Source organism: Kitasatospora sp. NPDC054939, from assembly GCF_053610105.1.
The window spans coordinates 31,550-52,476 of the sequence record NZ_JBSGXP010000023.1 but is presented as its reverse complement, the minus strand read 5'-3'; the positions used below and the strand labels follow the sequence as shown (position 1 = coordinate 52,476).

Here is a 20,927-nt window from a genome sequence, read left to right as displayed (position 1 = left end):
TTCGGCAGTGCCGGTTGTCCGGGGCGTCCATAATGTGGGGGAGAACCCTCGAACCGTTCCGCAACCCGCTCCTCGCCAGGCCGCAACGGCGCGGCCAGGTCGTCCCCTCCGAAGGTGCCATGCCCCCCACACTCGCCTCCGTCGTCCGCAACAGCTCGCTCCATCTGACGGTCCTCGCCGGTGCGGACCACTTGGAGCGGCCGGTCCGCTGGGTGCACACCAGTGAGCTGGACGACCCGACGCCGTTCCTGGAGGGCGGCGAGCTGCTGCTGACGACCGGCATCAAGCTCGGCCGGACCGCCGCGCAGCTGCAGGCCTACGTGCACCGGCTGGCGGACGCGGGCGTGGTGGGCCTGGGCCTGGGGGTGGGCCTGTCGCACACCGAGGTGCCGCAGCCGCTGGTGGACGCGGCGGCGCAGCGCGGGCTGCCGCTGCTGCGGGTGCCGGAGCCGACGCCGTTCATCGCGATCAGCAAGGTGGTGTCGGCGTCGCTGGCGGCCGAGCAGTACGAGGCGGTGACGACCAGTTTCGAGGCGCAGGAGGAGCTGACCCGGGCCGCGCTGGGCAAGGACGGCACCACGGCGGTGGTCCGCCGGCTGGCCGCCCGGCTGGGCGGCTGGGCGGCGCTGTACGACGGTTCGGGTGCGCTGTCGGTGGTGGCGCCGGACTGGGCGGCGCGCCGGGCGGGTCGGCTGGCGGCCGAGGTGGACCGGCTGCGCCGGCGTCCGGCGCCGTCGAGCGCCGCGCTGCAGGGCCGTTCGCCGGGGATAGACACGGCGGACGAGGACTATGTGGTGGTCCAGTCGCTAGGGGCGGACCGCCGGGCCCGGGGCTTCCTCGCGGTCGGTACAGAGGACCGCATCACCCCGACCGAGCGCTACGTGCTGAACGCGGCGGTGGCGCTGCTGACGCTGACCCTGGAGCGCTCGCGCGAGCTGCGGCAGGCCGAGGAGCGGATGGGCGCGGCGCTGCTGCGGATGGTGCTGGCCGGTGAGGTGGCGACCGCCCGGCAGGTCGCGGCCGGGCTGTTCGGCGGCCTGCCGGAGGGGACGATACGGGTCATGGTGGCGGGCGCCGGGCAGGGCGTGGACTCCGCCGAGGCGCTCGGCGAGCTGGGCGACCGGGCGGAGCAGGCGGGTGCCCGGGTGGGCGAGAAGCTGCTGGTCGCGCGGGAGGAGGGGCCGCACGGTCCGCGGCTGATGGTGCTGGCGCTGGACAACGGTGCGGTGCACCGGGCCTGTCTGGGGGCGGTGGAGGAGCACGAGGGCGTGTCGCTGGGCGTCTCCGCGCCGGCCGCGCTGGACGAGTCCGGTACGGCGTTCGCGCAGGCCGAGCGGGCTCTCGCGGTGGCGCTGCGCGGCGGCCGCCGTTCGGTGGACCACGAGGAGGTCGGTGCGGGCTCGCTGCTGCCGCTGCTCGGCGAGGAGGCCGTGACGGCGTTCGCCGAGGGGCTGCTGCGTCCGCTGCGGGAGCACGACCGCACGGCGCGCGGCGATCTGGTGGCCTCGCTGCGGGCGTGGCTGTCGCGGCACGGCCAGTGGGACGCCGCCGCGGCGGACCTGGGCGTCCACCGGCACACCCTGCGCTACCGGATGCGCCGGGTGGAGGAGCTGCTCGGGCGTTCGCTGGACGACACGGACGTCCGGATGGAGCTCTGGCTGGCCCTGCGTTCGGGCGAGGAGTGACGGGGCGCCGCTGAGCCGTTCGGCCGGATGGCCGGACAACGCAGCGAACGCCGCCCCGCCCCGCCGGTCCGTCCCGCCGGGCCGCTCCGTCCCGCTGGACGGGATGGAGTGGCCGCCCGGGCGAACGCTACGCCGCGTCCAATCCGGTCGGCGCGTCGCCGCCCCTACTCTCGACTGAGGCTCCGCAGACGTGGGGCCGGAGACGACGAGGAGAGGGCCGGTACCCACCGTGACCACCACGTACGAGTTCTGGTTGGCCGGTCGCCGGGCGAGCGGCGACGCCGACTTCGAGGTGCACAACAGCTGGGACGGCCGTCTGGTCGGCAAGGTGAGCATCCCCACCGAGGCCCAGGTCGAGGAGGCGCTGGACGCCGCCGTCGCCGCCCTGCCGGTGTTCGCCGCGACCCCCGCGCACGTGCGCGCCGCCGCGCTGGACCACGTCGCCAAGCGCCTGGCCGAGCGCACCGAGGAGATCGCCCGGCTGATCACCGCCGAGAACGGCAAGCCGATCAAGTGGGCCCGCGGCGAGGTCGGCCGTGCCGTCTCGGTGTTCCGCTGGGCGGCCGAGGAGGCCCGCCGCACCAACGGCGAGACCATGCGCCTGGACACCGACCCGGGCGGCGTGGGCCGCTTCGCGCTGGTGCGCCGCTTCCCGCGCGGTGTGGTGCTCGGAATCGCCCCGTTCAACTTCCCGCTGAACCTGGTCGCCCACAAGGTCGCCCCGGCGATCGCGGTCGGCGCCCCGATCATCCTCAAGCCGGCCCCGGCGACCCCGCTCTCCGCGATGGTGCTGGGCGAGATCCTGGCCGAGACCGACCTGCCGGCCGGCTCCTGGAGCGTCCTGCCGGTGCCGAACGACCGGATGCCCGCCCTGGTGCAGGACGGGCGCCTGCCGGTGATCTCCTTCACGGGTTCGGACAAGGTCGGCTACCAGATCATGGACTCGGTGCCGCGCAAGCACACCACCCTGGAGCTCGGCGGCAACGCCGCGGCCGTGGTGCTCGCCGACTGGTCCTCCGAGGCGGACCTCGACTGGGCGGCCACCCGGATCGCGATGTTCGCCAACTACCAGGGCGGCCAGTCCTGCATCTCGGTGCAGCGGGTCGTCGCCGACGCGTCCGTCTACGACGTGCTGGTGGAGAAGGTCGTCGCCAAGGTGCAGGCCCAGGTGACCGGCGACCCGAACGACGACGCCACCGACGTCGGCCCGCTGGTCGACGAGAACGCCGCGAAGCGGGTGGAGTCCTGGGTGGACGACGCCGTCGCCAAGGGCGCCAAGCTGCTCACCGGCGGCACCCGCGAGGGCGCGACCTACGCGCCGACCGTGCTGGCCGAGCTGCCGGCCGATGCGATCCTGGCGACCTGCGAGGTCTTCGGCCCGGTCCTGTCGCTGCACAAGGTGGACGGCACCGACGAGGCCTTCGCCGCCGTCAACGACTCGCCGTTCGGTCTGCAGGCCGGTGTCTTCACCCGCGACCTGCAGACCGCCTTCCGCGCCCACCGGGAGCTGGAGGTCGGCGGCGTGATCATCGGCGACGCCCCCTCGTACCGCGCCGACCAGATGCCGTACGGCGGCGTCAAGGACTCCGGGGTCGGCCGCGAGGGCGTCAAGTACGCCATGGACGACTACACCGTCGAGAAGGTCATGGTCCTCACCGGCCTCGACCTCTGAGACCCGCGGACGGGAGCCCGGCATCCAGGGGGGTGCCGGGCTCCCGTCGTGCGTGCGGCCCACGACGTGCGGCGGGTGCTGCGGCCCCGGGGGTCAGACGTGCCCGGCGGCCGCCGCGACGGCCTCCGCCACCGTGGCGTTCCCGGCGACCAGCTCCAGGGTCAGCCCGGCGGTACCGGGTTCGGTGAGCAGTTCGGCGAGGACGGCGGCCACGTCGGCCCGGTCGACCGAGCCGCGCCCCACCTCCGGCGCGAGCCGGACCAGCCCGGTGCCGGGGCCGTCCGTGAGCCGGCCGGGGCGCAGCACCGTCCAGTCCAGTGCGGTGCGGGCCCGGACGGCGTCGTCGGCGGCGCCCTTGGCCCGCAGGTACGCCTCGAACACCGGGTCGCCGGGGTGGTGGGCCTGCGCGTCGGCGCCCATCGAGGAGACCACCAGGCAGCGCCGTACGCCGGCCAGCCCGGCCGCGTCCGCGAGCAGCACCGCCGCGTCGCGGTCGACGGTCTTCTTCCGCGCCGCTCCGCTGCCGGGCCCGGCGCCGGCCGCGAAGACGACCGCGTCGGCGCCCTCCAGCAGCCGGGCGAGTTCGGGTGCGGTGGCGGCCTCCAGGTCCAGCACCAGCGGTTCGGCGCCGGCGTCCACGAGGTCGGGGGCCTGTTCGGGGCGGCGGATGATCCCGGCGGGGCGGTCGCCGCGCTCGGCGAGCAGCCGCTCCAGCAGCAGGGCGATCCGTCCGTGGCCCCCGGCGATGACAGTACGCATGCCTCCGACGGTAGTCCGGCGGCGGCCGACCGGCCCGCCGTACCCGCGCCCGACCGGCCCGCCGTACCCGCGCCCGACCGGCCCGCCGTACCCCGCGGCCGCGCGGTCAGGACACAATGGGCGCATGACTTCGCTCGCCCACCCGCAGCTGCGGTTCACGCCCACCGTGCAGGACGCCTCCGGCCCCCGGGAGCTGGTGATCCTCGGCTCCACCGGTTCGATCGGCACCCAGGCCATCGACGTGGTGCGCCGCAACCCGGACCGCTTCCGGGTGGTCGGCCTGTCGGCGGCCGGCGGCCGGGTGGAGCTGCTGGCCGACCAGGCCCTGGAGCTGGGTGTGCACACCGTCGCGCTGGCCGACCCGGCCGCCGAGCCGGCGCTGCGCGAGGCGCTGGCGGTGAAGGCCGCGGGCCGTCCGCTGCCCGCCGTGCTGGTCGGTCCGGACGCGGCGACCGAGCTGGCCGCGGTGGAGTGCCACTCGGTGCTCAACGGCATCACCGGTTCGATCGGCCTGCGCCCGACGCTGGCTGCGCTGGCGGCGGGCCGGGTACTGGTGCTGGCCAACAAGGAGTCGCTGATCGTCGGCGGCCCGCTGGTGAAGGCGCTCGCCCGGCCGGGCCAGATCGTCCCGGTGGACTCCGAGCACACCGCGATCTTCCAGGCGCTGGCCGGCGGCACCCGCGCCGAGGTCCGCAAGCTGGTCGTCACGGCGAGCGGCGGGCCGTTCCGCGGCCGCAGCCGCGAGCAGCTGGCCGCCGTCACCCCGGCGGACGCCCTGGCGCACCCCACCTGGGCGATGGGCCCGGTGATCACGATCAACTCGGCGACCCTGGTCAACAAGGGCCTGGAGGTCATCGAGGCGCACCTGCTGTACGACGTGCCGTTCGACCGGATCGAGGTCGTGGTCCATCCGCAGTCGGTGGTCCACTCGATGGTGGAGTTCACGGACGGTTCGACGCTGGCCCAGGCCAGCCCGCCGGACATGCGGATGCCGATCTCGCTCGGCCTCGGCTGGCCGGACCGGGTGCCGGACGCCGCGCCCGGCTGCGACTGGACCACGGCCGCGACCTGGGAGTTCTTCCCGCTCGACAACGAGGCATTCCCGGCCGTCGAGCTGGCCCGCGAGGTCGGCACGCTCGGCGGCACCGCCCCGGCCGTCTTCAACGCGGCGAACGAGGAGTGCGTGGAGGCCTTCCTGAACGGCCGCCTGGCCTTCACGGGAATCGTGGACACTGTTGCCAAGGTCGTCGCCGAGCACGGCAGCCCGGCGGGCGGAACCCCGCTCACCGTCGAGGACGTCCTGCACGCGGAGGACTGGGCCCGCGCCCGGGCGCGCGAGCTCGCGGCGGGCTGACGGCCCGCACCAACCCAGACCCGATCGGAGCGGTATGACGGAGGCCCAGCGGTGGCAACGGTTTTGACGGTGGTCGGCATCCTGGTCTTCGCGGTCGGGCTGCTCTTCTCGATCGCCTGGCACGAGCTCGGCCACCTCTCCACGGCCAAGCTGTTCGGCATCCGGGTGCCGCAGTACATGGTCGGCTTCGGCCCGACCGTGTGGTCGCGCCGCAAGGGCGAGACCGAGTACGGCATCAAGGCGATCCCGCTGGGCGGGTACATCCGCATGATCGGGATGTTCCCGCCGGGCGAGGACGGGCGGATCACCCAGCGCAGCAGTTCGCCGTTCCGGACGATGATCGAGGACGCCCGGGAGGCCTCCTACGAGGAGCTGCAGCCCGGTGACGAGACCCGGCTCTTCTACACCCGCAAGCCGTGGAAGCGCGTCATCGTCATGTTCGCCGGGCCGTTCATGAACCTGCTCCTGGCGTTCGGGCTCTTCCTCACGGTCAACATGGGCTTCGGCGTGATCAAGACCGTGCCGACCATCGGCACCGTCGCGGAGTGCGTGGTCAAGGCCGGCCAGCCGACCGACACCTGCCCGGCCGACGCCCCGAAGTCCCCCGCCCACCTGGCGGGTCTGGCCCCCGGCGACAAGGTGCTGTCCTTCGACGGCGACCGGATCACCAGCTACGACCAGCTGCAGGCGGACATCCGCAGGTCGGCCGGCAAGCAGGTGCCGGTCGTCGTCGAGCGCGGCGGGCAGCAGCTCACCCTCACCCCCACCATCGCCGTCAACGACGTCCAGAAGTACGACTCGGACGGCGCCCCGATCAAGGGCGAGACCGTCCAGGCCGGCTTCCTCGGCTTCACCCCGACCACCGGGGTCGTCCACCTCACCCTCGGACAGTCCCTCGATCGGATGTACGAGATCACCGAGACGGGCGTGGAGTCGCTGGTCGCCCTGCCCGGCAAGGTCCCCGGCCTGTGGAACGCGGTCTTCGACGGCGCCCCGCGCGACGCCGACTCGCCGATCGGCATGGTCGGCGCCGCCCGGGTCAGCGGCGAGGTGTTCGCCCTCGACATCCCCGGCAGCCAGCGGATCGCCACCTTCGTGAGCCTGCTGGCCGGCATCAACCTGTCGTTGTTCCTCTTCAACATGCTGCCGCTGCTCCCGCTCGACGGCGGGCACATCGCCGGGGCGCTCTGGGAGTCCGTCCGCCGCCGCGCCGCCAAGCTGTTCAGGCGGCCCGACCCCGGCCCGTTCGACGTGGCCCGGCTGATGCCGCTCGCCTACGTGGTGGCGACCGTCTTCATCGGCTTCACGCTGCTCGTCCTCGTAGCGGATCTGGTGAACCCCGTCAAGATCAGTTAGCGACCGGGTACGGCTGGTGTGCTCGGGCCACCGCCCGTGCCGTACCGTTGGAGGCCGGGTGCGCGAACGTCGGCGCGCCCGGCCCGGCCGTTCCCAGGCCCGGGCCGACGACCTCAACCCCGGGGAACCCTGCGCACATGACCGCGATCTCGCTCGGTATTCCGTCCCTGCCGCTCAAGCCGCTCGCCCAGCGCCGTGTCTCCCGGCAGATCATGGTCGGCAACGTACCGGTCGGCGGTGACGCACCCGTCTCGGTGCAGTCCATGACCACCACCGTGACCTCGGACATCAACGCCACGCTGCAGCAGATCGCGCAGCTCACCGCCTCCGGCTGCCAGATCGTGCGCGTCGCCGTCCCCTCCCAGGACGACGCCGACGCCCTGCCGATCATCGCCAAGAAGTCGCAGATCCCGGTCATCGCGGACATCCACTTCCAGCCGAAGTACGTCTTCGCCGCGATCGACGCCGGCTGCGCCGCGGTGCGCGTCAACCCGGGCAACATCAAGGCCTTCGACGACAAGGTCGGCGAGATCGCCAAGGCCGCGAAGGACGCCGGCATCCCGATCCGGATCGGCGTCAACGCCGGCTCGCTCGACAAGCGCCTGATGGAGAAGTACGGCCGGGCCACCCCCGAGGCGCTGGTCGAGTCCGCGCTCTGGGAGTGCTCGCTGTTCGAGGAGCACGACTTCCGCGACATCAAGATCTCGGTCAAGCACAACGACCCGGTCGTGATGATCAACGCCTACCGCCAGCTCGCGGCCGCCTGCGACTACCCGCTGCACCTCGGCGTCACCGAGGCCGGCCCCGCCTTCCAGGGCACCATCAAGTCCGCGGTCGCCTTCGGCGCGCTGCTCGCCGAGGGCATCGGCGACACCATCCGGGTCTCGCTCTCCGCGCCGCCCGCCGAGGAGATCAAGGTCGGCATCCAGATCCTGGAGTCGCTCAACCTGCGCCAGCGCGGCCTGGAGATCGTCTCCTGCCCCTCCTGCGGCCGGGCCCAGGTCGACGTCTACAAGCTCGCCGAGGAGGTCACGGCCGGCCTGGAGGGTATGGACGTGCCGCTGCGCGTCGCCGTTATGGGCTGCGTCGTCAACGGCCCCGGCGAGGCCCGCGAGGCCGACCTCGGCGTCGCCTCCGGCAACGGCAAGGGCCAGATCTTCGTCAAGGGCGAGGTCATCAAGACCGTCCCCGAGTCGAAGATCGTCGAGACCCTGATCGAGGAGGCCTTCAAGCTGGCCGAGCAGATGCAGGCCGACGGCGCCGAGTCCGGCGCCCCGACCGTCACCGCGGGCGAGTGACCAGGTAGTTTCCGGAGCGGGGCCGTCCGTCCACGGACGGCCCCGCGGCCGTAGCCGGGTGGGGCCACGGAGTAGGGTGCGGCCAGAGTCGTCATCAGTGAGGTGCTGTCCCGATGCTCGATCGCGGTGTGATGCTCCCCGGCTCCTTCCAGGCCGCCCGCGCCCTCGCGACCACCCGGGTCCTGGAGGCCGGCGACCTCGCCGACACCCTGGAGATCCTCCACCGGGACCCGGTCGCCAACGCCTTCGTCGCCACCCGCGTCGAGGCGGTCGGCCTCGACCCCTGGCGCCTGGGCGGCGAGATGTGGGGCTGGTACGACGACCAGGGCCGGCTCGACGCGCTCTGCTACGCCGGAGCCAACCTCGTCCTGGTCGACGCCGGGCCGCAGGCCGTCCAGGCCTTCGCCGAACGGGCCCGCCGCCAGGGCCGCCGCTGCTCCTCGATCGTCGGCCCGGCCGGGCCCACCGCCGCCTTCTGGGCGCTGATGGAGCGCAGCTGGGGCCCCGCCCGCGAGGTCCGCGGCCACCAGCCGCTGCTCGCCACCGCCGTGCCGTCCGCCGAGATCGCCGCCGACCCGCTGGTACGGCAGGTGCGGCGCGACGAGGTCGAGGCGCTGATGCCGGCCTGCGTGGCGATGTTCACCGAGGAGGTCGGGGTCTCCCCGCTGGCCGGTGACGGCGGCCTGCTCTACCAGGCCCGGGTCGCCGAGCTCGTCTCCACCGGCCGCTCGTTCGCCCGTTTCGGCGACGACGGCCAGGTGGTGTTCAAGGCCGAGATCGGGGCCGTCACCGAGGGCGCCTGCCAGATCCAGGGCGTCTGGGTGGCACCCGAGCACCGCGGCCGGGGGCTCTCGGAGACCGGCATGGCCGCCGTCCTCGACATCGCGCTGCGCGAGTTCGCGCCGGTCGTCTCGCTCTACGTCAACGACTACAACCTGCGGGCCCGCGCCGCCTACCGCCGGGTCGGCTTCCGCGAGGTCGGCGCGTTCATGAGCGTGCTCTTCTGACCGGCTCGGCCCTCGCCGGGGCCGCGCTGGTAGTAACGTCCGAGGCATGGAGCAGCTGACCGGGGTGACGATCGAGGCCATCGACCTCGCGGCGTGGGCGCCGCAGGCGCTGGAGGTCCAGGCGGTGGCGTTCGGCCTGACGCGCGAGGAGGTCGCGGTCCGGCTGCACATCGTCGGCCGGCACGCCCTGCAGCCCGGCGTGAGCGCGCTCGGGGCCTTCAGCGGCCGCCGGCTGGTCGGCTTCGGGTACGGCATGCCCAACCGCCGCGAGCACTGGTGGAGCACCGTCATCCAGCCGCACCTGGAGGAGCACGGGCACGGCAGCTGGCTGGACGGCGTCTTCGCGATCACCGAACTGCACGTGCTGCCCGGGTTCCAGGGGCACGGCCTCGGCACCGCGCTGATCAGGTCCCTGACCGGGGCCTCCGGGCTGGACCGCAGCATCCTCTCCGCGATCGACGCCGAGACCCCCGCCCGCCGGCTCTACCGTGCGCTCGGCTACCGCGACCTGGCCCGGGCCGTCCGCTTCCCCAACACCGACCGCCCGTACGCCGTGATGGGCGCGCACCTGCCGCTGGCCGGGCCCGTTCCGGGCGGCGCCGTCCGGGGCGGCCCGGACCTGGCCCGGCCGGTTCAGAGCAGGCCGGCGAACTCCAGGTAGAGCTCGGCGTCCGCGCGGCGGCCGGTCGCCGACGCCCGCAGGCCCTCGCGGACACCGCGGAACAGCGTCCAGCCGCGCAGCCGTCCGGGGTCCACCTCGACGGCCTCGGCCAGCTGGTGCAGCCGGCGGCGGACGGCGGCCCCCGGGCCGGGGGAACCGATCAGGGTGTCCGCCCGGTCCAGGACGAGGCGGGCCAGGTCGTAGGCGCGCTCGCCCACCAGCGGCCGGGGGTCGATGGCCAGCCACGGCGCCCGGTCGGCGGCCAGCACGTTGCCGTGGTGGAAGTCCCCGTGCAGCAGCAGTTCCTCGTCCTCGGCGGAGCCGAGCAGCCCGTCCGCCGCCTCCAGGGCTTCGGCGAGCAGGTCGCCGGCGCCGGCCGGCAGCTCCCGGCGGCCTGACAGGTCGCCGCGGGCCGCGGCCACCTCGTCCGCGACGGACCGGAAGGCGTGGCCGCCCGGCGGCGGCACCCAGAGCCGGTGCAGCAGGCTGGTCGCCTCCAGCATCGCCTTCGGTTCGGCGAGCGAGCGCAGCGGGATGTCGCCGTGCAGCCGCTCCAGCAGCAGCACGCCCTCCGCGGGGTCGGCGTCCAGCAGCAGGACGGCCCCGCGGCCGGCCCAGTGGGTCAGCGCGGCGTGCTCCTGCGCGGTCTCCGGGGTGCGGAAGCCGGCCTTCAGCACGGCGGGGGAGAGGTCGTCCCGGTGGACGTACCCGATCAGGCTGAGGCTCCCACCGGGATCGAGCACCCGTTCCAGGGTGAGGCCCCACCGCCGCAGGTGGGCGGCGACCCGGTCCGGCAGCTCGTCCAGCCACCGCCGCCCGGGTTCGCCCTCCCCCGCGCCGACGGTCCGCCCCAGCCGCTCGGGGACCACGATCTGCCCTGGTGCTGCCGACATGCTGGCCTTCCGGTCGCCGCTACCCCGTGAGTGCTACCCGCCCATTGTCGGCCATGAACACGAACCCGCAGGTCAGCGACGCGGTCCGGGGGAGGCTTCGGGGTCGGTGGGGGCGCGGGTGCGGGTGGTCGGCGGTCGCCCGGTCAGGGGGTGGTGGTGGGTGCGGGGGTGGCGGCGGGGTCCGGGAGGCCGGGGAACGGGCCGGGGGCGGCGCCCCAGCGCTGGGCGCGCAGGGCGGCCTCGCGCAGGGCGTCCGAGGCGGCGGCGCGCCGGGGGCCGGGCAGGGCGCCGACCAGGTCGGCGTACACCGCGGTCAGCCGGGTCTCGATGTGCGCGGCGAGCCGGCCGGCGCCCGCCGCGTCGGTGACCGGGAAGGGCAGCCGGTAGCCGGCGGAGGCGGCGCTCGGGGTGCTGCCGACGCCGTGCAGCAGGCGCTGCCAGGAGTCCCGCCGGGACTGGTGGGCGGCGTGCGCGGTCCTGGCGTCGGCGCGCTGGTCGTCGTCGGGCAGCCGGGCGCCGACCACGCCGTAGCCGTAGACCGCGGCGTGCTCGGCGGACAGCGCGCTCTGCAGGGCGGTGACCGCCTCGGCACCGAGCGCGGACGGTGCGGCGGAGCCGCTCCCGGAGGGGGCCGCTGAGGCCGGGCCCGAGGCGGTCGGCGCCGCCGCGGCGGCAGGGGTGGTCGGGGCCGCCGGGGTCGGGGTCGTCGGGGTCGTCGGGTGGAGCGGGGCCGCGTCGCCGAGCGCGACCGCGTGCAGGACGTCCGCGGCGGCGGCCGAGGCGAGCAGCCGGGCGAGCTGCGGGGAGGCGGCGCCGAGTTCGGCGAGGTATGCCTGCGCGGTCTGCCGTTCGAGGGTGGCGAGCGCGGCGGCGGTGGTGACCCCCGCGCCCGCCGGGGCGGTCGCGGAGCCGGACGCCGGCGGTGGTGCGGAGCCGGCGGGTCTCGCCGTGCCGGACGGGGCGGCGGAGCCGGACGGGGCTTCGGACGCACCGGCGGGCCCGCCGCCGAACGCCGCCCGGTGCTGCTCGACCTCGGCCCGCAGCGCCCGCAGCCGCTCGGCCTGCCCGGCCGGCAGGGCGTCGTACCCGGCGAGCAGGGCGTCGGCGGCGGTCACCGCGCGCCGGCGGATCGGCTCGTCGGGGTCGGGGCGGCGGCGCTCACCCGTCCGGCCGTCGTCGTCGGACCCGGTGCACGCGACCGCCGCGGAGGCTGTGGCGAGCAGCCCGAGGGCCAGGAAGGTCCGTCGGCTGTGCGGCTGCATCGGTGTCACTCCGGGGCGTGTCGGGGAGGACGGCCGGCCCGCCTGCCCTCGTTGGCGTGAATGATTACAGAATCCTCACGTGGCCGGACACGGATTCGGCTCAGCGGAGCCCCGGCCGACCGGTGTGAGCTTCCTCGCAGTGGGTGCCGCACCCGTGTCCGCGCGCCGTGCGGAATCGGTGGTTGGCCGCGGGACCGGATAGGCTTTGGGCCGAGCCGCCGCGACCCGAACCGCACCGGAGGGTGCCGTGGGCGCGGTACGACCTTCCGACAACAGCAGACGCGGCCGAGGAGTCCAACCCGGATGAGCACCACCCAGATCGATCGGCTGCGCGCGTTGCTGGAACCCCTGGCCGCCGAGGCGGGGCTGGACCTGGAGGACCTGCGGGTCACCCGGGCCGGCAGCCGCGGCCAGGTGCAGATCGACGTCGACGCCGACGGCGGTGTGGACCTGGACGCCATCGCGGAGTTCAGCCGGGCCGTCGGCCAGGTGCTGGACGACTCCGACGTGATGGGCACCGGCGCGTACGTGCTGGAGGTCGGCTCCCCGGGCGTGGACCGCCCGCTGACCGCGCCGCGCCACTGGCGCCGGGCCGAGGGCCGGCTGGTGAAGGTCCACCTGGTCGAGGGCGGCGAGCTGGTCGCCCGGGTGCTCAGCGCGGACGAGGACGGCGCCCTGGTCGAGGTGCAGCCGGTCAAGGGCCGCGGCCGCGCCAAGGAGCGCCGTCTGGAGTACACCGAGATCGCCCGGGCGCGCGTCCAGGTGGAGTTCAGCCGCAAGGACGAGAAGCTCCTCGACGAGACCCCCGACTTCGCCGACGACGCCGCCGAGGACGACTCCGACCCCGGCGCCGACGGCTCCGCCTCCGCGGAGGAGGCCCCCGGTGCGGAGTGACCTGCGCACCGACCGCACCATGACGAACGTGACGAAAGACGAGGAGGCGTAGCCGTGGACATCGACATGAGTGCCCTGCGCACGCTGGTCAACGAGAAGAACATCCCCTTCGACCTGCTGGTCGAGTCCATCGAGTCGGCCCTCCTCACCGCGTACCACCGCACCGAGGGCTCGCGCCGCCGGGCCCGGGTCGAGCTGGACCGCAAGAGCGGCCACGTGACCGTCTGGGCCACCGAGGACCCGGCGGAGCTGGAGGAGGGCGTCGAGCCCAAGGAGTTCGACGACACCCCGAACGGCTTCGGCCGGATCGCCTCCAGCATCGGCATCCAGGTGATGATGCAGCGGCTGCGCGACGCCGCCGACGACCAGACCTTCGGCGAGTACGCGGGCAAGGAGGGCGACATCGTCACCGGTGTCGTCCAGCAGGGCAACGACCCGAAGAACGTGCTGGTCGACATCGGCAAACTGGAGGCCATCCTGCCGCCGCAGGAGCAGGTCCCGGGCGAGGACTACCGGCACGGCACCCGTCTGAAGTGCTACGTGGTGGCCGTCCGCCGCGGTGTCCGCGGCCCGTCGGTGACCCTCTCGCGGACCCACCCCAGCCTGGTGAAGAAGCTCTTCGCGCTGGAGGTCCCGGAGATCGCGGACGGCAGCGTGGAGATCGCCGCCATCGCCCGCGAGGCCGGCCACCGCACCAAGATCGCCGTCTGGTCCCGCCGGGCCGGCCTGAACGCCAAGGGCGCCTGTATCGGCCCGATGGGCAGCCGGGTGCGCGCGGTGATGGGCGAGCTGCACGGCGAGAAGATCGACATCGTCGACTGGTCGGAGGACCCGCGCGAGATGGTCGCCGCGGCGCTGTCCCCCGCACGGGTGACGAGCGTGGAGATCGTGGATGCCGCCCAGCGCTCCGCACGGGTGATCGTTCCGGACTACCAGCTGTCGCTGGCGATCGGCAAGGAGGGGCAGAACGCCCGTCTGGCCGCGCGCCTCACCGGCTGGCGGATCGACATCCGCCCGGACACCGAGGGCCAGCCCGAGGGCGAGCGCCGGGAATCCCCGACCGAGTAGCAGCGTTGTCCACGGTCCGCCCCCCGGTCCCGCCCGGATCGGCGGGGCGGCGCCATGTCCCTTCGGAGGGGTAGACTTGCCTTCGTCTGGCCGGACGCATGTCCGAGCACGCCCGGAACGCACCTGCGTGGGCTGCCGCAAGCGCGCGGCCAAGCACCAGCTGTTGCGTGTCACGGCGGTCGAGGGCGTCTGCGTCCCCGATCCCCGTGGTGCACTGCCGGGCCGGGGCGCACATCTGCACCCCGATCCGACCTGCCTCGACCTCGCGGTTCGCCGGCGGGCGTTCCCCAGGGCCTTCCGCCTCCAGGGACCGCTCGACACGGACCGACTCCGCGAGTTCATCGAGCAGCGGGCTGGCAGCACCCCGGCGCCCTGAGTCCCTCAGGCCCGTCCCGGTGCGCCTCCCGTGGACGGCCGCCGCACTGCGCGGCGGAGAACCACCGCAACAAGCACGGTGCGCGGGCAGCCGCGCGCCGTGCCACCAGTCAGGTACCTCGCGATGTGGAAGTAGGTCGAGATTGCGATGAGCACTCGATGAGTACGCGATGAGTACGCGATGGGTACGCCCATGAAGTAGCGACGGTCCGGCGGACGAGACACCCCGGACTCATAGACAGGAGTGAAGTGGCTAAGGTCCGGGTTTACGAACTCGCCAAGGAGCTCGGTTTGGAGAGCAAGGCCGTGATGGCCAAGCTCACCGAGCTGGGTGAGTTCGTCCGTTCGGCGTCCTCGACCATCGAGGCGCCGGTCGTACGCAAGTTGACTGACGCGCTGGGAGTGGCCCCCACCGGTGGTGGTTCCGCTGCCAAGCCGGGCCCGCGGAAGCCCGCGGCGCCCCAGCCCGCCGGCGGCTCCGCCGCCGGTGCGGCACCCAAGCCGGGTGCCCCGTCCCCGGGACCGCGCCCCGCCGCGACCCCCGGTCCCCGTCCGACCCCCGCGGCTCCGGCTCCGGCCGCCGCCGCGCCCAAGCCGGGTGGTCCGACCCCCGGCCCGCGTCCGGCGGCCCGCCCCGCCGCGCCCGCGGCTCCGGCCGCCCCCGCGGCCGAGTTCTCGTCGCCCGCGCCGGCCGCCCCGGCTGCCGACGCGCCGCGTCCGGCCGCCGCCCAGGCGCCGCGCTCCGGCGCGCCCGCCGCCGGCAGCGGTGCCCGTCCGGGCCCGCGTCCGGCCGGTCCGCGTCCGGGCAACAACCCGTTCACCTCGGGCAGCGCCACCGGCATGGGTCGCCCCGGCGACCGCCGTTCGGCCGCGCCCGGCGACCGTCGTCCCGCCGCCCCCGGCGGCCAGGGCGGTCAGGCCCCGCGTCCCGGTGGTGGCGCCCCGCGTCCCGGCGGCCAGGGCGGTCAGGCCCCCCGTCCGGGTGGCGGCGCCCCGCGTCCCGGCGGTGCCGGTGCTCCGGGTGCCGGTGGCGCCCCGCGTCCCGGTGGCGCTCCGCGTCCCGGCGGTGCCCCGCGTCCGGGTGCTCCCGGCGGCGCTCCTGGTGCCGGTGCCCCGCGTCCCGACGGGATGCCCCGTCCGGCCGCGCCGCGCCCCGGTGCCCCCTCCCCGTCCGGCATGCCGCGCCCGAACCCGGGCATGATGCCGCAGCGTCCGGCTCCCGGCCCGCGCCCCGGCCCCGGCGGCCGTGGTCCCGGTGGCCCCGGCGGTCGTCCGGGTGCCCCGGGCGGTGCCCGTCCGGGCTTCGCCGGCCGTCCGGCCGGTCCGGGCTCGCGTCCGGCCGGTGGCGGCTTCGGCGGTCCCCGTCCGGGTGGCGGCGCCCCCGGTGGCGGCGGCGGCTTCGGCGGCCCGCGTCCCGGTGGCTTCGGCGGCCGTCCCGGCGGCCCGGGTGCCCGTGGCGGCACGCAGGGCGCCTTCGGTCGTGGTCCGGGCGGTCGCCCGGCCCGTGGTCGCAAGTCGAAGCGGGCGAAGCGCCAGGAGTACGAGGCCATGCAGGCCCCGTCCGTCGGCGGTGTGATGCTGCCGCGCGGCAACGGCCAGACCGTTCGCCTGTCGAGCGGCGCCTCGCTGATGGACTTCGCGGAGAAGATCAACGCCAACCCGGCCGCGCTCGTCTCCGTCATGTTCAACCTCGGTGAGATGGTCACCGCGACCCAGTCGGTCTCCGACGCCACGCTGCAGCTGCTGGCCGACGAGATGGGCTTCGTCCTGGAGATCGTCAGCCGCGACGACGAGGACCGCGAGCTGCTGGAGTCGTTCGACATCGACTTCGGTGCCGACGAGGGCGACGAGGACCAGCTGGCCCCGCGCCCGCCGGTCGTCACCGTCATGGGTCACGTCGACCACGGTAAGACCCGACTCCTGGACGCGATCCGCAAGTCCAACGTGGTGGCGGGCGAGGCCGGCGGCATCACCCAGCACATCGGTGCCTACCAGGTCGTCACCGAGGTGAACGGCGAGCAGCGCCCGATCACCTTCCTCGACACCCCGGGTCACGAGGCGTTCTCCGCCATGCGTGCCCGTGGTGCGAAGTCCACCGACATCGCGATCCTGGTGGTCGCGGCCAACGACGGTGTCATGCCGCAGACGGTCGAGGCGCTGAACCACGCCAAGGCCGCGGGTGTGCCGATCGTGGTCGCCGTCAACAAGATCGACGTCGAGGGCGCCGACCCGACCAAGGTCCGCGGTCAGCTGACCGAGTTCGGCCTGGTGGCCGAGGAGTACGGCGGCGACACCATGTTCGTCGACATCTCCGCGCGCCAGGGCCTGCACATCGAGCAGCTGCTGGAGGCCGTGGTCCTGACCGCGGACGCCTCGCTGGACCTGCGGGCCAACCCCGACCAGGACGCGCAGGGCATCGCCATCGAGGCCCACCTCGACAAGGGCCGCGGCGCCATGGCGACCGTGCTCGTCCAGCGCGGTACCCTCCGCGTCGGCGACTCGATCGTCGTCGGCGACGCCTACGGCCGCGTCCGCGCGATGCTGGACGAGAACGGCAACAGCCTCACCGAGGCCGGCCCGTCCCGCCCGGTGCTGCTGCTCGGTCTGACCTCGGTGCCCCGTGCCGGCGACAGCTTCATCGTCGTCGACGAGGACCGCACCGCCCGTCAGATCGCCGAGAAGCGCTCGGCCCGCGACCGCAACGCCGCCTTCGCGCAGCGCCGCGTCCGGGTGTCCCTGGAGGACCTGGACAAGGCCATCGCCGCCGGCTCCATCGAGCAGCTCAACCTCATCATCAAGGGTGACGTCTCCGGTTCCGTCGAAGCCCTTGAGGACGCCCTCGTCAAGCTGGACGTGGGCGAGGAGGTCGAGCTCCGGGTCCTGCACCGCGGTGTGGGTGCCATCACCGAGTCCGACGTGGACCTGGCGATGGGCTCGGACGCCATCATCATCGGCTTCAACGTGCGCGCCGAGGGCCGTGCGCGCACCGCGGCCGAGAAGGAAGGCGTGGACGTCCGGTACTACTCGGTCATCTACCAGGCGATCGAGGAGATCGAGTCCGCCCTCAAGGGCATGCTCAAGCCGGAGTTCGAGGAGGTGCGCCTCGGCTCCGCGGAGATCCGCGAGGTGTTCCGCTCCTCCAAGTTCGGCAACATCGCGGGTGTGCTCGTCCGCGAGGGCCTGCTGCGCCGCAACGCCAAGGCCCGCCTGCTGCGCGACGGCAAGGTCGTGGCGGAGAACCTCTCCATCGAGGGTCTGCGCCGCTTCAAGGACGACGCGACCGAGGTCCGCGAGGGCTTCGAGGCCGGTGTGACCCTGGGCTCGTTCAACGACATCAAGGTCGACGACGTGATCGAGACCTACGAGATGCGGGAGAAGCCGCGCGCGTAAGCGGGTGGTGACCGGGGCCGGTCGGCGGGAATTTCCCGTCGACCGGCCCCGCTTCCGCTGTGTAGGGTCCTCGACATCAGCCCGGTCCAGGGCTGTCCCCGAGGCCTTCAGGTCGGCTAGACCTGCCATACATGTTCGTGGGAACACTCACCTTCGACCTGCTGCTGGGCGACGTCCACTCGCTCAAGGAGAAGCGTTCGATCGTGCGGCCCATCGTGGCCGAACTGCAGCGCAAGTACAGCGTGTGCGCTGCCGAGACCGGGAACCAGGACCTCCACCGCAGGGCCGAGATCGGCCTCGCGGTCGTCTCCGGCGACGCCGGGTACGTCACCGAGGTCCTGGACAGCTGTGAGCGGCTCGTCGCCGGCCGCCCCGAGGTGCAACTGCTCTCCGCCAGGAGGCGTTACCACGGCGACGACGATGACTGAGATCTGCGGAGGGCGTCGGCGGAAGTCGCCGTTCTCACACAGATCAGGACCGAGAGCGCCCGCAAGGCCGGGCGCGGGCCGGTACTTTGGGGCATGGGCCCCGACGGGTGCGCAGCTCGCCCGGGTACCGGGCCCACTGCACGAGGAGGCAACGTGACCGACACCGCAAGGGCGCGCAAGCTCGCCGACCGCATCCAGGTGGTCGTCGCCCAGACCCTGGAACGGCGGATCAAGGACCCCCGGCTGGGGTTCGTGACCATCACCGACACCCGGGTCACCGGCGATCTGCGCGAGGCCACCGTCTTCTACACCGTCTTCGGTGACGACACCGAGCGCGAGGCGACGGCCGCGGCCCTGGAGAGCGCCAAGGGCGTCCTCCGCTCCGAGGTCGGCAAGCAGACCGGGGTGCGCTTCACCCCGTCGCTGACCTTCGTCGCGGACGCCCTGCCCGAGAACGCCCGGAACATCGACGACCTGCTCGACCGGGCCCGGGCCATCGACGCGGCGGTGCGCACCACCGCCGCGGGCGCCACCTACGCCGGCGACGCGGACCCCTACAAGGTCCCGGCGTCCGAGCGTGACGACGAGGACGAGTAGTCATGGCGGGTGAGCCGGCGGCGGCCGGTTCGACAGCGGGACCAGTCGCGGGGGCGTCCTCCACCACCACGGTGGAGGGTGCCCTCGCGGTGCTTCCGGGGCCGCGCACCGAGGCCGGCGGCTTCGAGCTGGAGTGGCAGCGGGTGGTCGCCGAGATCGGGCGCGCCCACAGCATCGACCTGATCTGCCACATCTGCCCGGACGGCGACGCGCTCGGCTCCGCGCTGGCGGCCGGCCTGGCCCTGCGCGCGCTCGGCAAGGAGGTGCGGGTCTCCTTCGGGGACGACCCGCAGATCGTGCCCGAGTCGCTGTCCTTCCTGCCCGGGCAGGAGCTGATCGTCCCCGCCTCCGAGGTGCCGGACGAACCCGAGCTGGTGCTCTGCTTCGACGTCGCCGCGGAGAGCCGGCTCGGCCTGCTGCACGCCAAGGCGTTCGCGGCGCCCGTCCTGGCGGTCTTCGACCACCACGCCTCCAACCCGGGCTTCGGCACCCACCAGTTGATCGACCCGTCCGCGCCGGCCACCGCCGTCCTGGTCGACGAACTGCTGCGGCGGCTCGGCGTGCCGCTCGACCAGGAGCTCGCGACCTGCCTCTACACCGGCGTCGCCACCGACACCGGCTCCTTCAAGTACGCCGCGACGACCCCGGCCACCCACGAACTGGCCGGCCGCCTGCTCGCCACCGGCATCCGGCAGGACGTCATCTCCCGCCGCCTGTGGGACACCTGCTCCTTCGGCTACCTCAAGGTGCTCGCCGCCGCCCTCGACCGGGCGGTGTACGAACCCGAGGCGGCCGGCGGCCTCGGCCTGGTGTGGACCTGGGTGCCGTACCAGGACCTGGCGCTGTTCAGCGTCACGGTCGAGGAGATCGAGGGCCTCATCGACATCCTGCGCCGACCGGCGGAGGCCGAGGTCGCCCTCGTGCTCAAGCAGGACCCGGACGGCACCCTGCGCGGCTCCTGCCGCTCCAAGGGCGCGGTGGACGTCGCGGAGGCCTGCGCGGCGCTCGGCGGCGGCGGCCACACCTACGCGGCCGGGTTCTCCGCCCGCGAGGACGTCGCGGCCGTGGTGGAGCGGTTCCGGGCGCAACTGCGCCCGGCTGGCTGAGCCCGCCCGCCGCACACCCGAATGATCCGTTCCGTTGATCCGTTCCGTAGCAAGCTCGTAGAAAGAACCCGATGAAGCGCAAGGGCACCGGGCCGGACGGCCTGGTCATCGTCGACAAGCCGGAGGGCATCACCTCGCACGGGGTGGTCGCCAAGCTGCGGTGGCTGACCGGGACGCGGAAGGTCGGCCACGCCGGCACCCTCGACCCGATGGCCACCGGCGTACTGGTGATCGGCGTCGAGCGGGCCACCCGGCTGCTCGGCCACCTGATGCTCACCGCCAAGACGTACGAGGCGACCATCCGGCTCGGGCAGACCACGGTGACCGACGACCGGGAGGGCGAGGTCACCTCGTCCACCGCGGCCGACGGCATCGCGGCCGAGGCGATCGACGCCGGGATCGCCGCCCTGACCGGCGAGATCATGCAGGTGCCGTCCAAGGTCAGCGCCATCAAGATCGACGGCAAGCGCTCGTACGCCCGGGTCCGCGAGGGCGAGGACTTCGAGCTGGCCGCCCGGCCGACCACCATCCACTCCTTCACCGTCCACGACCGGCGCGCGGCCGTCGCCGAGGACGGTACCCCGGTCGTCGACCTGGACGTGACCGTGGAGTGCTCCTCCGGGACCTACATCCGGGCCCTCGCCCGCGACCTCGGCGCCGGCCTCGGCGTCGGCGGCCACCTCACCGCGCTGCGGCGCACCAAGGTCGGCCCGTACGGCGTGGAGTCGGCGCGCACCCTGGAGCAGCTGGAGGAGAAGCTGGAGGTGCTGCCGATCGGCGAGGCCGCCGCGGCGGCCTTCCCGCGCTGGGACATCGACGCCGACCAGGCGAAGCAGCTCTCGCACGGCGCCCGGCTGAAGGCGCCCGGGATGGGCACCGGCGGGCCGATCGCGGTCTTCGGGCCGGAGGAGCGCTTCCTGGCACTGGTCGAGGAGCACAGCGGGCAGGCGAAGCCGGTCGCGGTCTTCGTCGGCTGACCGTCCGGGCCCCGACAGGCCCCCCACCGCCCGTTGAGGGGCGGTGGGGGGCTTTGTGCTGGGGGCCAAGCGCCTTCCCGGGGCGGCACGGACTCACCCGGTCGTGCGTGGACGGTCAATGGCGCAGCTCACCCTCACGGGGGAG

Annotated in this window: 18 protein-coding genes; 15 read left to right on the top strand and 3 right to left on the bottom strand. The window is 74.1% G+C overall.

Annotated elements, in window-relative coordinates:
• Nucleotides 1-119 precede the first annotated feature (119 nt).
• Both ACWGB8_RS09745 and ACWGB8_RS09740 read left to right on the top strand, forming a co-directional pair.
• Nucleotides 120-1,685, top strand: coding sequence for a PucR family transcriptional regulator (locus ACWGB8_RS09745; protein WP_452211960.1), 1,566 nt, complete (start codon nucleotides 120-122; stop codon nucleotides 1,683-1,685).
• A gap of 229 nt (nucleotides 1,686-1,914) precedes the next feature.
• Nucleotides 1,915-3,357 carry an aldehyde dehydrogenase family protein gene (locus ACWGB8_RS09740; RefSeq protein ID WP_452211958.1) on the top strand — a complete coding sequence of 481 codons (1,443 nt, stop codon included), beginning with the start codon at nucleotides 1,915-1,917 and terminating at the stop codon, nucleotides 3,355-3,357.
• A 93-nt stretch (nucleotides 3,358-3,450) separates the two neighbouring features.
• Here the strand turns inward: ACWGB8_RS09740 and ACWGB8_RS09735 are convergent, their stop codons facing one another.
• Nucleotides 3,451-4,116 carry an NAD(P)H-binding protein gene (locus ACWGB8_RS09735; protein WP_452211956.1) on the bottom strand — a complete coding sequence of 222 codons (666 nt, stop codon included), beginning with the start codon at nucleotides 4,114-4,116 and terminating at the stop codon, nucleotides 3,451-3,453.
• A gap of 124 nt (nucleotides 4,117-4,240) precedes the next feature.
• Here ACWGB8_RS09735 and dxr point away from each other — a divergent pair, with 124 nt between their 5' ends.
• From dxr to ACWGB8_RS09710, 5 genes are all read left to right on the top strand, one after another.
• Nucleotides 4,241-5,470 (top strand): 1-deoxy-D-xylulose-5-phosphate reductoisomerase, encoded by a 1,230-nt coding sequence (dxr, locus tag ACWGB8_RS09730; protein WP_452211954.1) that lies wholly within the window; start codon nucleotides 4,241-4,243, stop codon nucleotides 5,468-5,470.
• 51 nt (nucleotides 5,471-5,521) lie between these two features.
• On the top strand, nucleotides 5,522-6,826 hold the full coding sequence (locus tag ACWGB8_RS09725) for a M50 family metallopeptidase (protein WP_452211952.1): 1,305 nt from the start codon (nucleotides 5,522-5,524) through the stop codon (nucleotides 6,824-6,826).
• 137 nt (nucleotides 6,827-6,963) lie between these two features.
• Complete coding sequence (gene ispG, locus ACWGB8_RS09720) at nucleotides 6,964-8,124, top strand: flavodoxin-dependent (E)-4-hydroxy-3-methylbut-2-enyl-diphosphate synthase (protein WP_452211950.1); 1,161 nt, start codon at nucleotides 6,964-6,966, stop codon at nucleotides 8,122-8,124.
• 131 nt (nucleotides 8,125-8,255) lie between these two features.
• Nucleotides 8,256-9,131, top strand: coding sequence for a GNAT family N-acetyltransferase (locus tag ACWGB8_RS09715; protein ID WP_452211987.1), 876 nt, complete (start codon nucleotides 8,256-8,258; stop codon nucleotides 9,129-9,131).
• 46 nt (nucleotides 9,132-9,177) lie between these two features.
• Nucleotides 9,178-9,792: a GNAT family N-acetyltransferase gene (locus ACWGB8_RS09710; RefSeq protein WP_452211948.1), complete on the top strand. Its 615-nt coding sequence runs from the start codon at nucleotides 9,178-9,180 to the stop codon at nucleotides 9,790-9,792.
• Here the strand turns inward: ACWGB8_RS09710 and ACWGB8_RS09705 are convergent.
• A complete protein-coding gene (locus tag ACWGB8_RS09705) occupies nucleotides 9,765-10,685 on the bottom strand; it encodes an aminoglycoside phosphotransferase family protein (RefSeq protein ID WP_452211946.1) in 921 nt (306 codons plus the stop codon). The two genes, ACWGB8_RS09710 and ACWGB8_RS09705, sit on opposite strands and share 28 nt — an antisense overlap.
• A gap of 143 nt (nucleotides 10,686-10,828) precedes the next feature.
• Nucleotides 10,829-11,947 (bottom strand): DUF4439 domain-containing protein, encoded by a 1,119-nt coding sequence (locus tag ACWGB8_RS09700; protein WP_452211944.1) that lies wholly within the window; start codon nucleotides 11,945-11,947, stop codon nucleotides 10,829-10,831.
• Nucleotides 11,948-12,250: 303 nt separating this feature from the next.
• Between ACWGB8_RS09700 and rimP the strand changes: the two genes are divergently transcribed.
• The 8 genes from rimP to truB all read left to right on the top strand — a co-directional run bounded on the left by rimP (nucleotide 12,251) and on the right by truB (nucleotide 20,782).
• Nucleotides 12,251-12,841 (top strand): ribosome maturation factor RimP, encoded by a 591-nt coding sequence (gene rimP / locus ACWGB8_RS09695; protein ID WP_452211942.1) that lies wholly within the window; start codon nucleotides 12,251-12,253, stop codon nucleotides 12,839-12,841.
• Nucleotides 12,842-12,895: 54 nt separating this feature from the next.
• Entirely contained in the window at nucleotides 12,896-13,909 is a 1,014-nt protein-coding gene (nusA, locus tag ACWGB8_RS09690) for a transcription termination factor NusA (RefSeq protein ID WP_452211941.1), read from the top strand.
• A gap of 76 nt (nucleotides 13,910-13,985) precedes the next feature.
• Nucleotides 13,986-14,285 carry a YlxR family protein gene (locus ACWGB8_RS09685; protein ID WP_452211940.1) on the top strand — a complete coding sequence of 100 codons (300 nt, stop codon included), beginning with the start codon at nucleotides 13,986-13,988 and terminating at the stop codon, nucleotides 14,283-14,285.
• Nucleotides 14,286-14,533: 248 nt separating this feature from the next.
• Complete coding sequence (gene infB / locus ACWGB8_RS09680) at nucleotides 14,534-17,674, top strand: translation initiation factor IF-2 (protein WP_452211938.1); 3,141 nt, start codon at nucleotides 14,534-14,536, stop codon at nucleotides 17,672-17,674.
• 131 nt (nucleotides 17,675-17,805) lie between these two features.
• The gene (locus ACWGB8_RS09675) at nucleotides 17,806-18,102 is read left to right on the top strand and encodes a DUF503 domain-containing protein (protein ID WP_452211936.1); all 297 of its coding nucleotides are present in this window, start codon (nucleotides 17,806-17,808) and stop codon (nucleotides 18,100-18,102) included.
• 153 nt (nucleotides 18,103-18,255) lie between these two features.
• The gene (gene rbfA / locus ACWGB8_RS09670) at nucleotides 18,256-18,699 is read left to right on the top strand and encodes a 30S ribosome-binding factor RbfA (RefSeq protein WP_452211934.1); all 444 of its coding nucleotides are present in this window, start codon (nucleotides 18,256-18,258) and stop codon (nucleotides 18,697-18,699) included.
• A gap of 2 nt (nucleotides 18,700-18,701) precedes the next feature.
• The gene (locus tag ACWGB8_RS09665; RefSeq protein ID WP_452211933.1) at nucleotides 18,702-19,805 is read left to right on the top strand and encodes a DHH family phosphoesterase; all 1,104 of its coding nucleotides are present in this window, start codon (nucleotides 18,702-18,704) and stop codon (nucleotides 19,803-19,805) included.
• 71 nt (nucleotides 19,806-19,876) lie between these two features.
• Nucleotides 19,877-20,782 (top strand): tRNA pseudouridine(55) synthase TruB, encoded by a 906-nt coding sequence (truB, locus tag ACWGB8_RS09660; protein ID WP_452211931.1) that lies wholly within the window; start codon nucleotides 19,877-19,879, stop codon nucleotides 20,780-20,782.
• Nucleotides 20,783-20,927 lie beyond the last annotated feature (145 nt).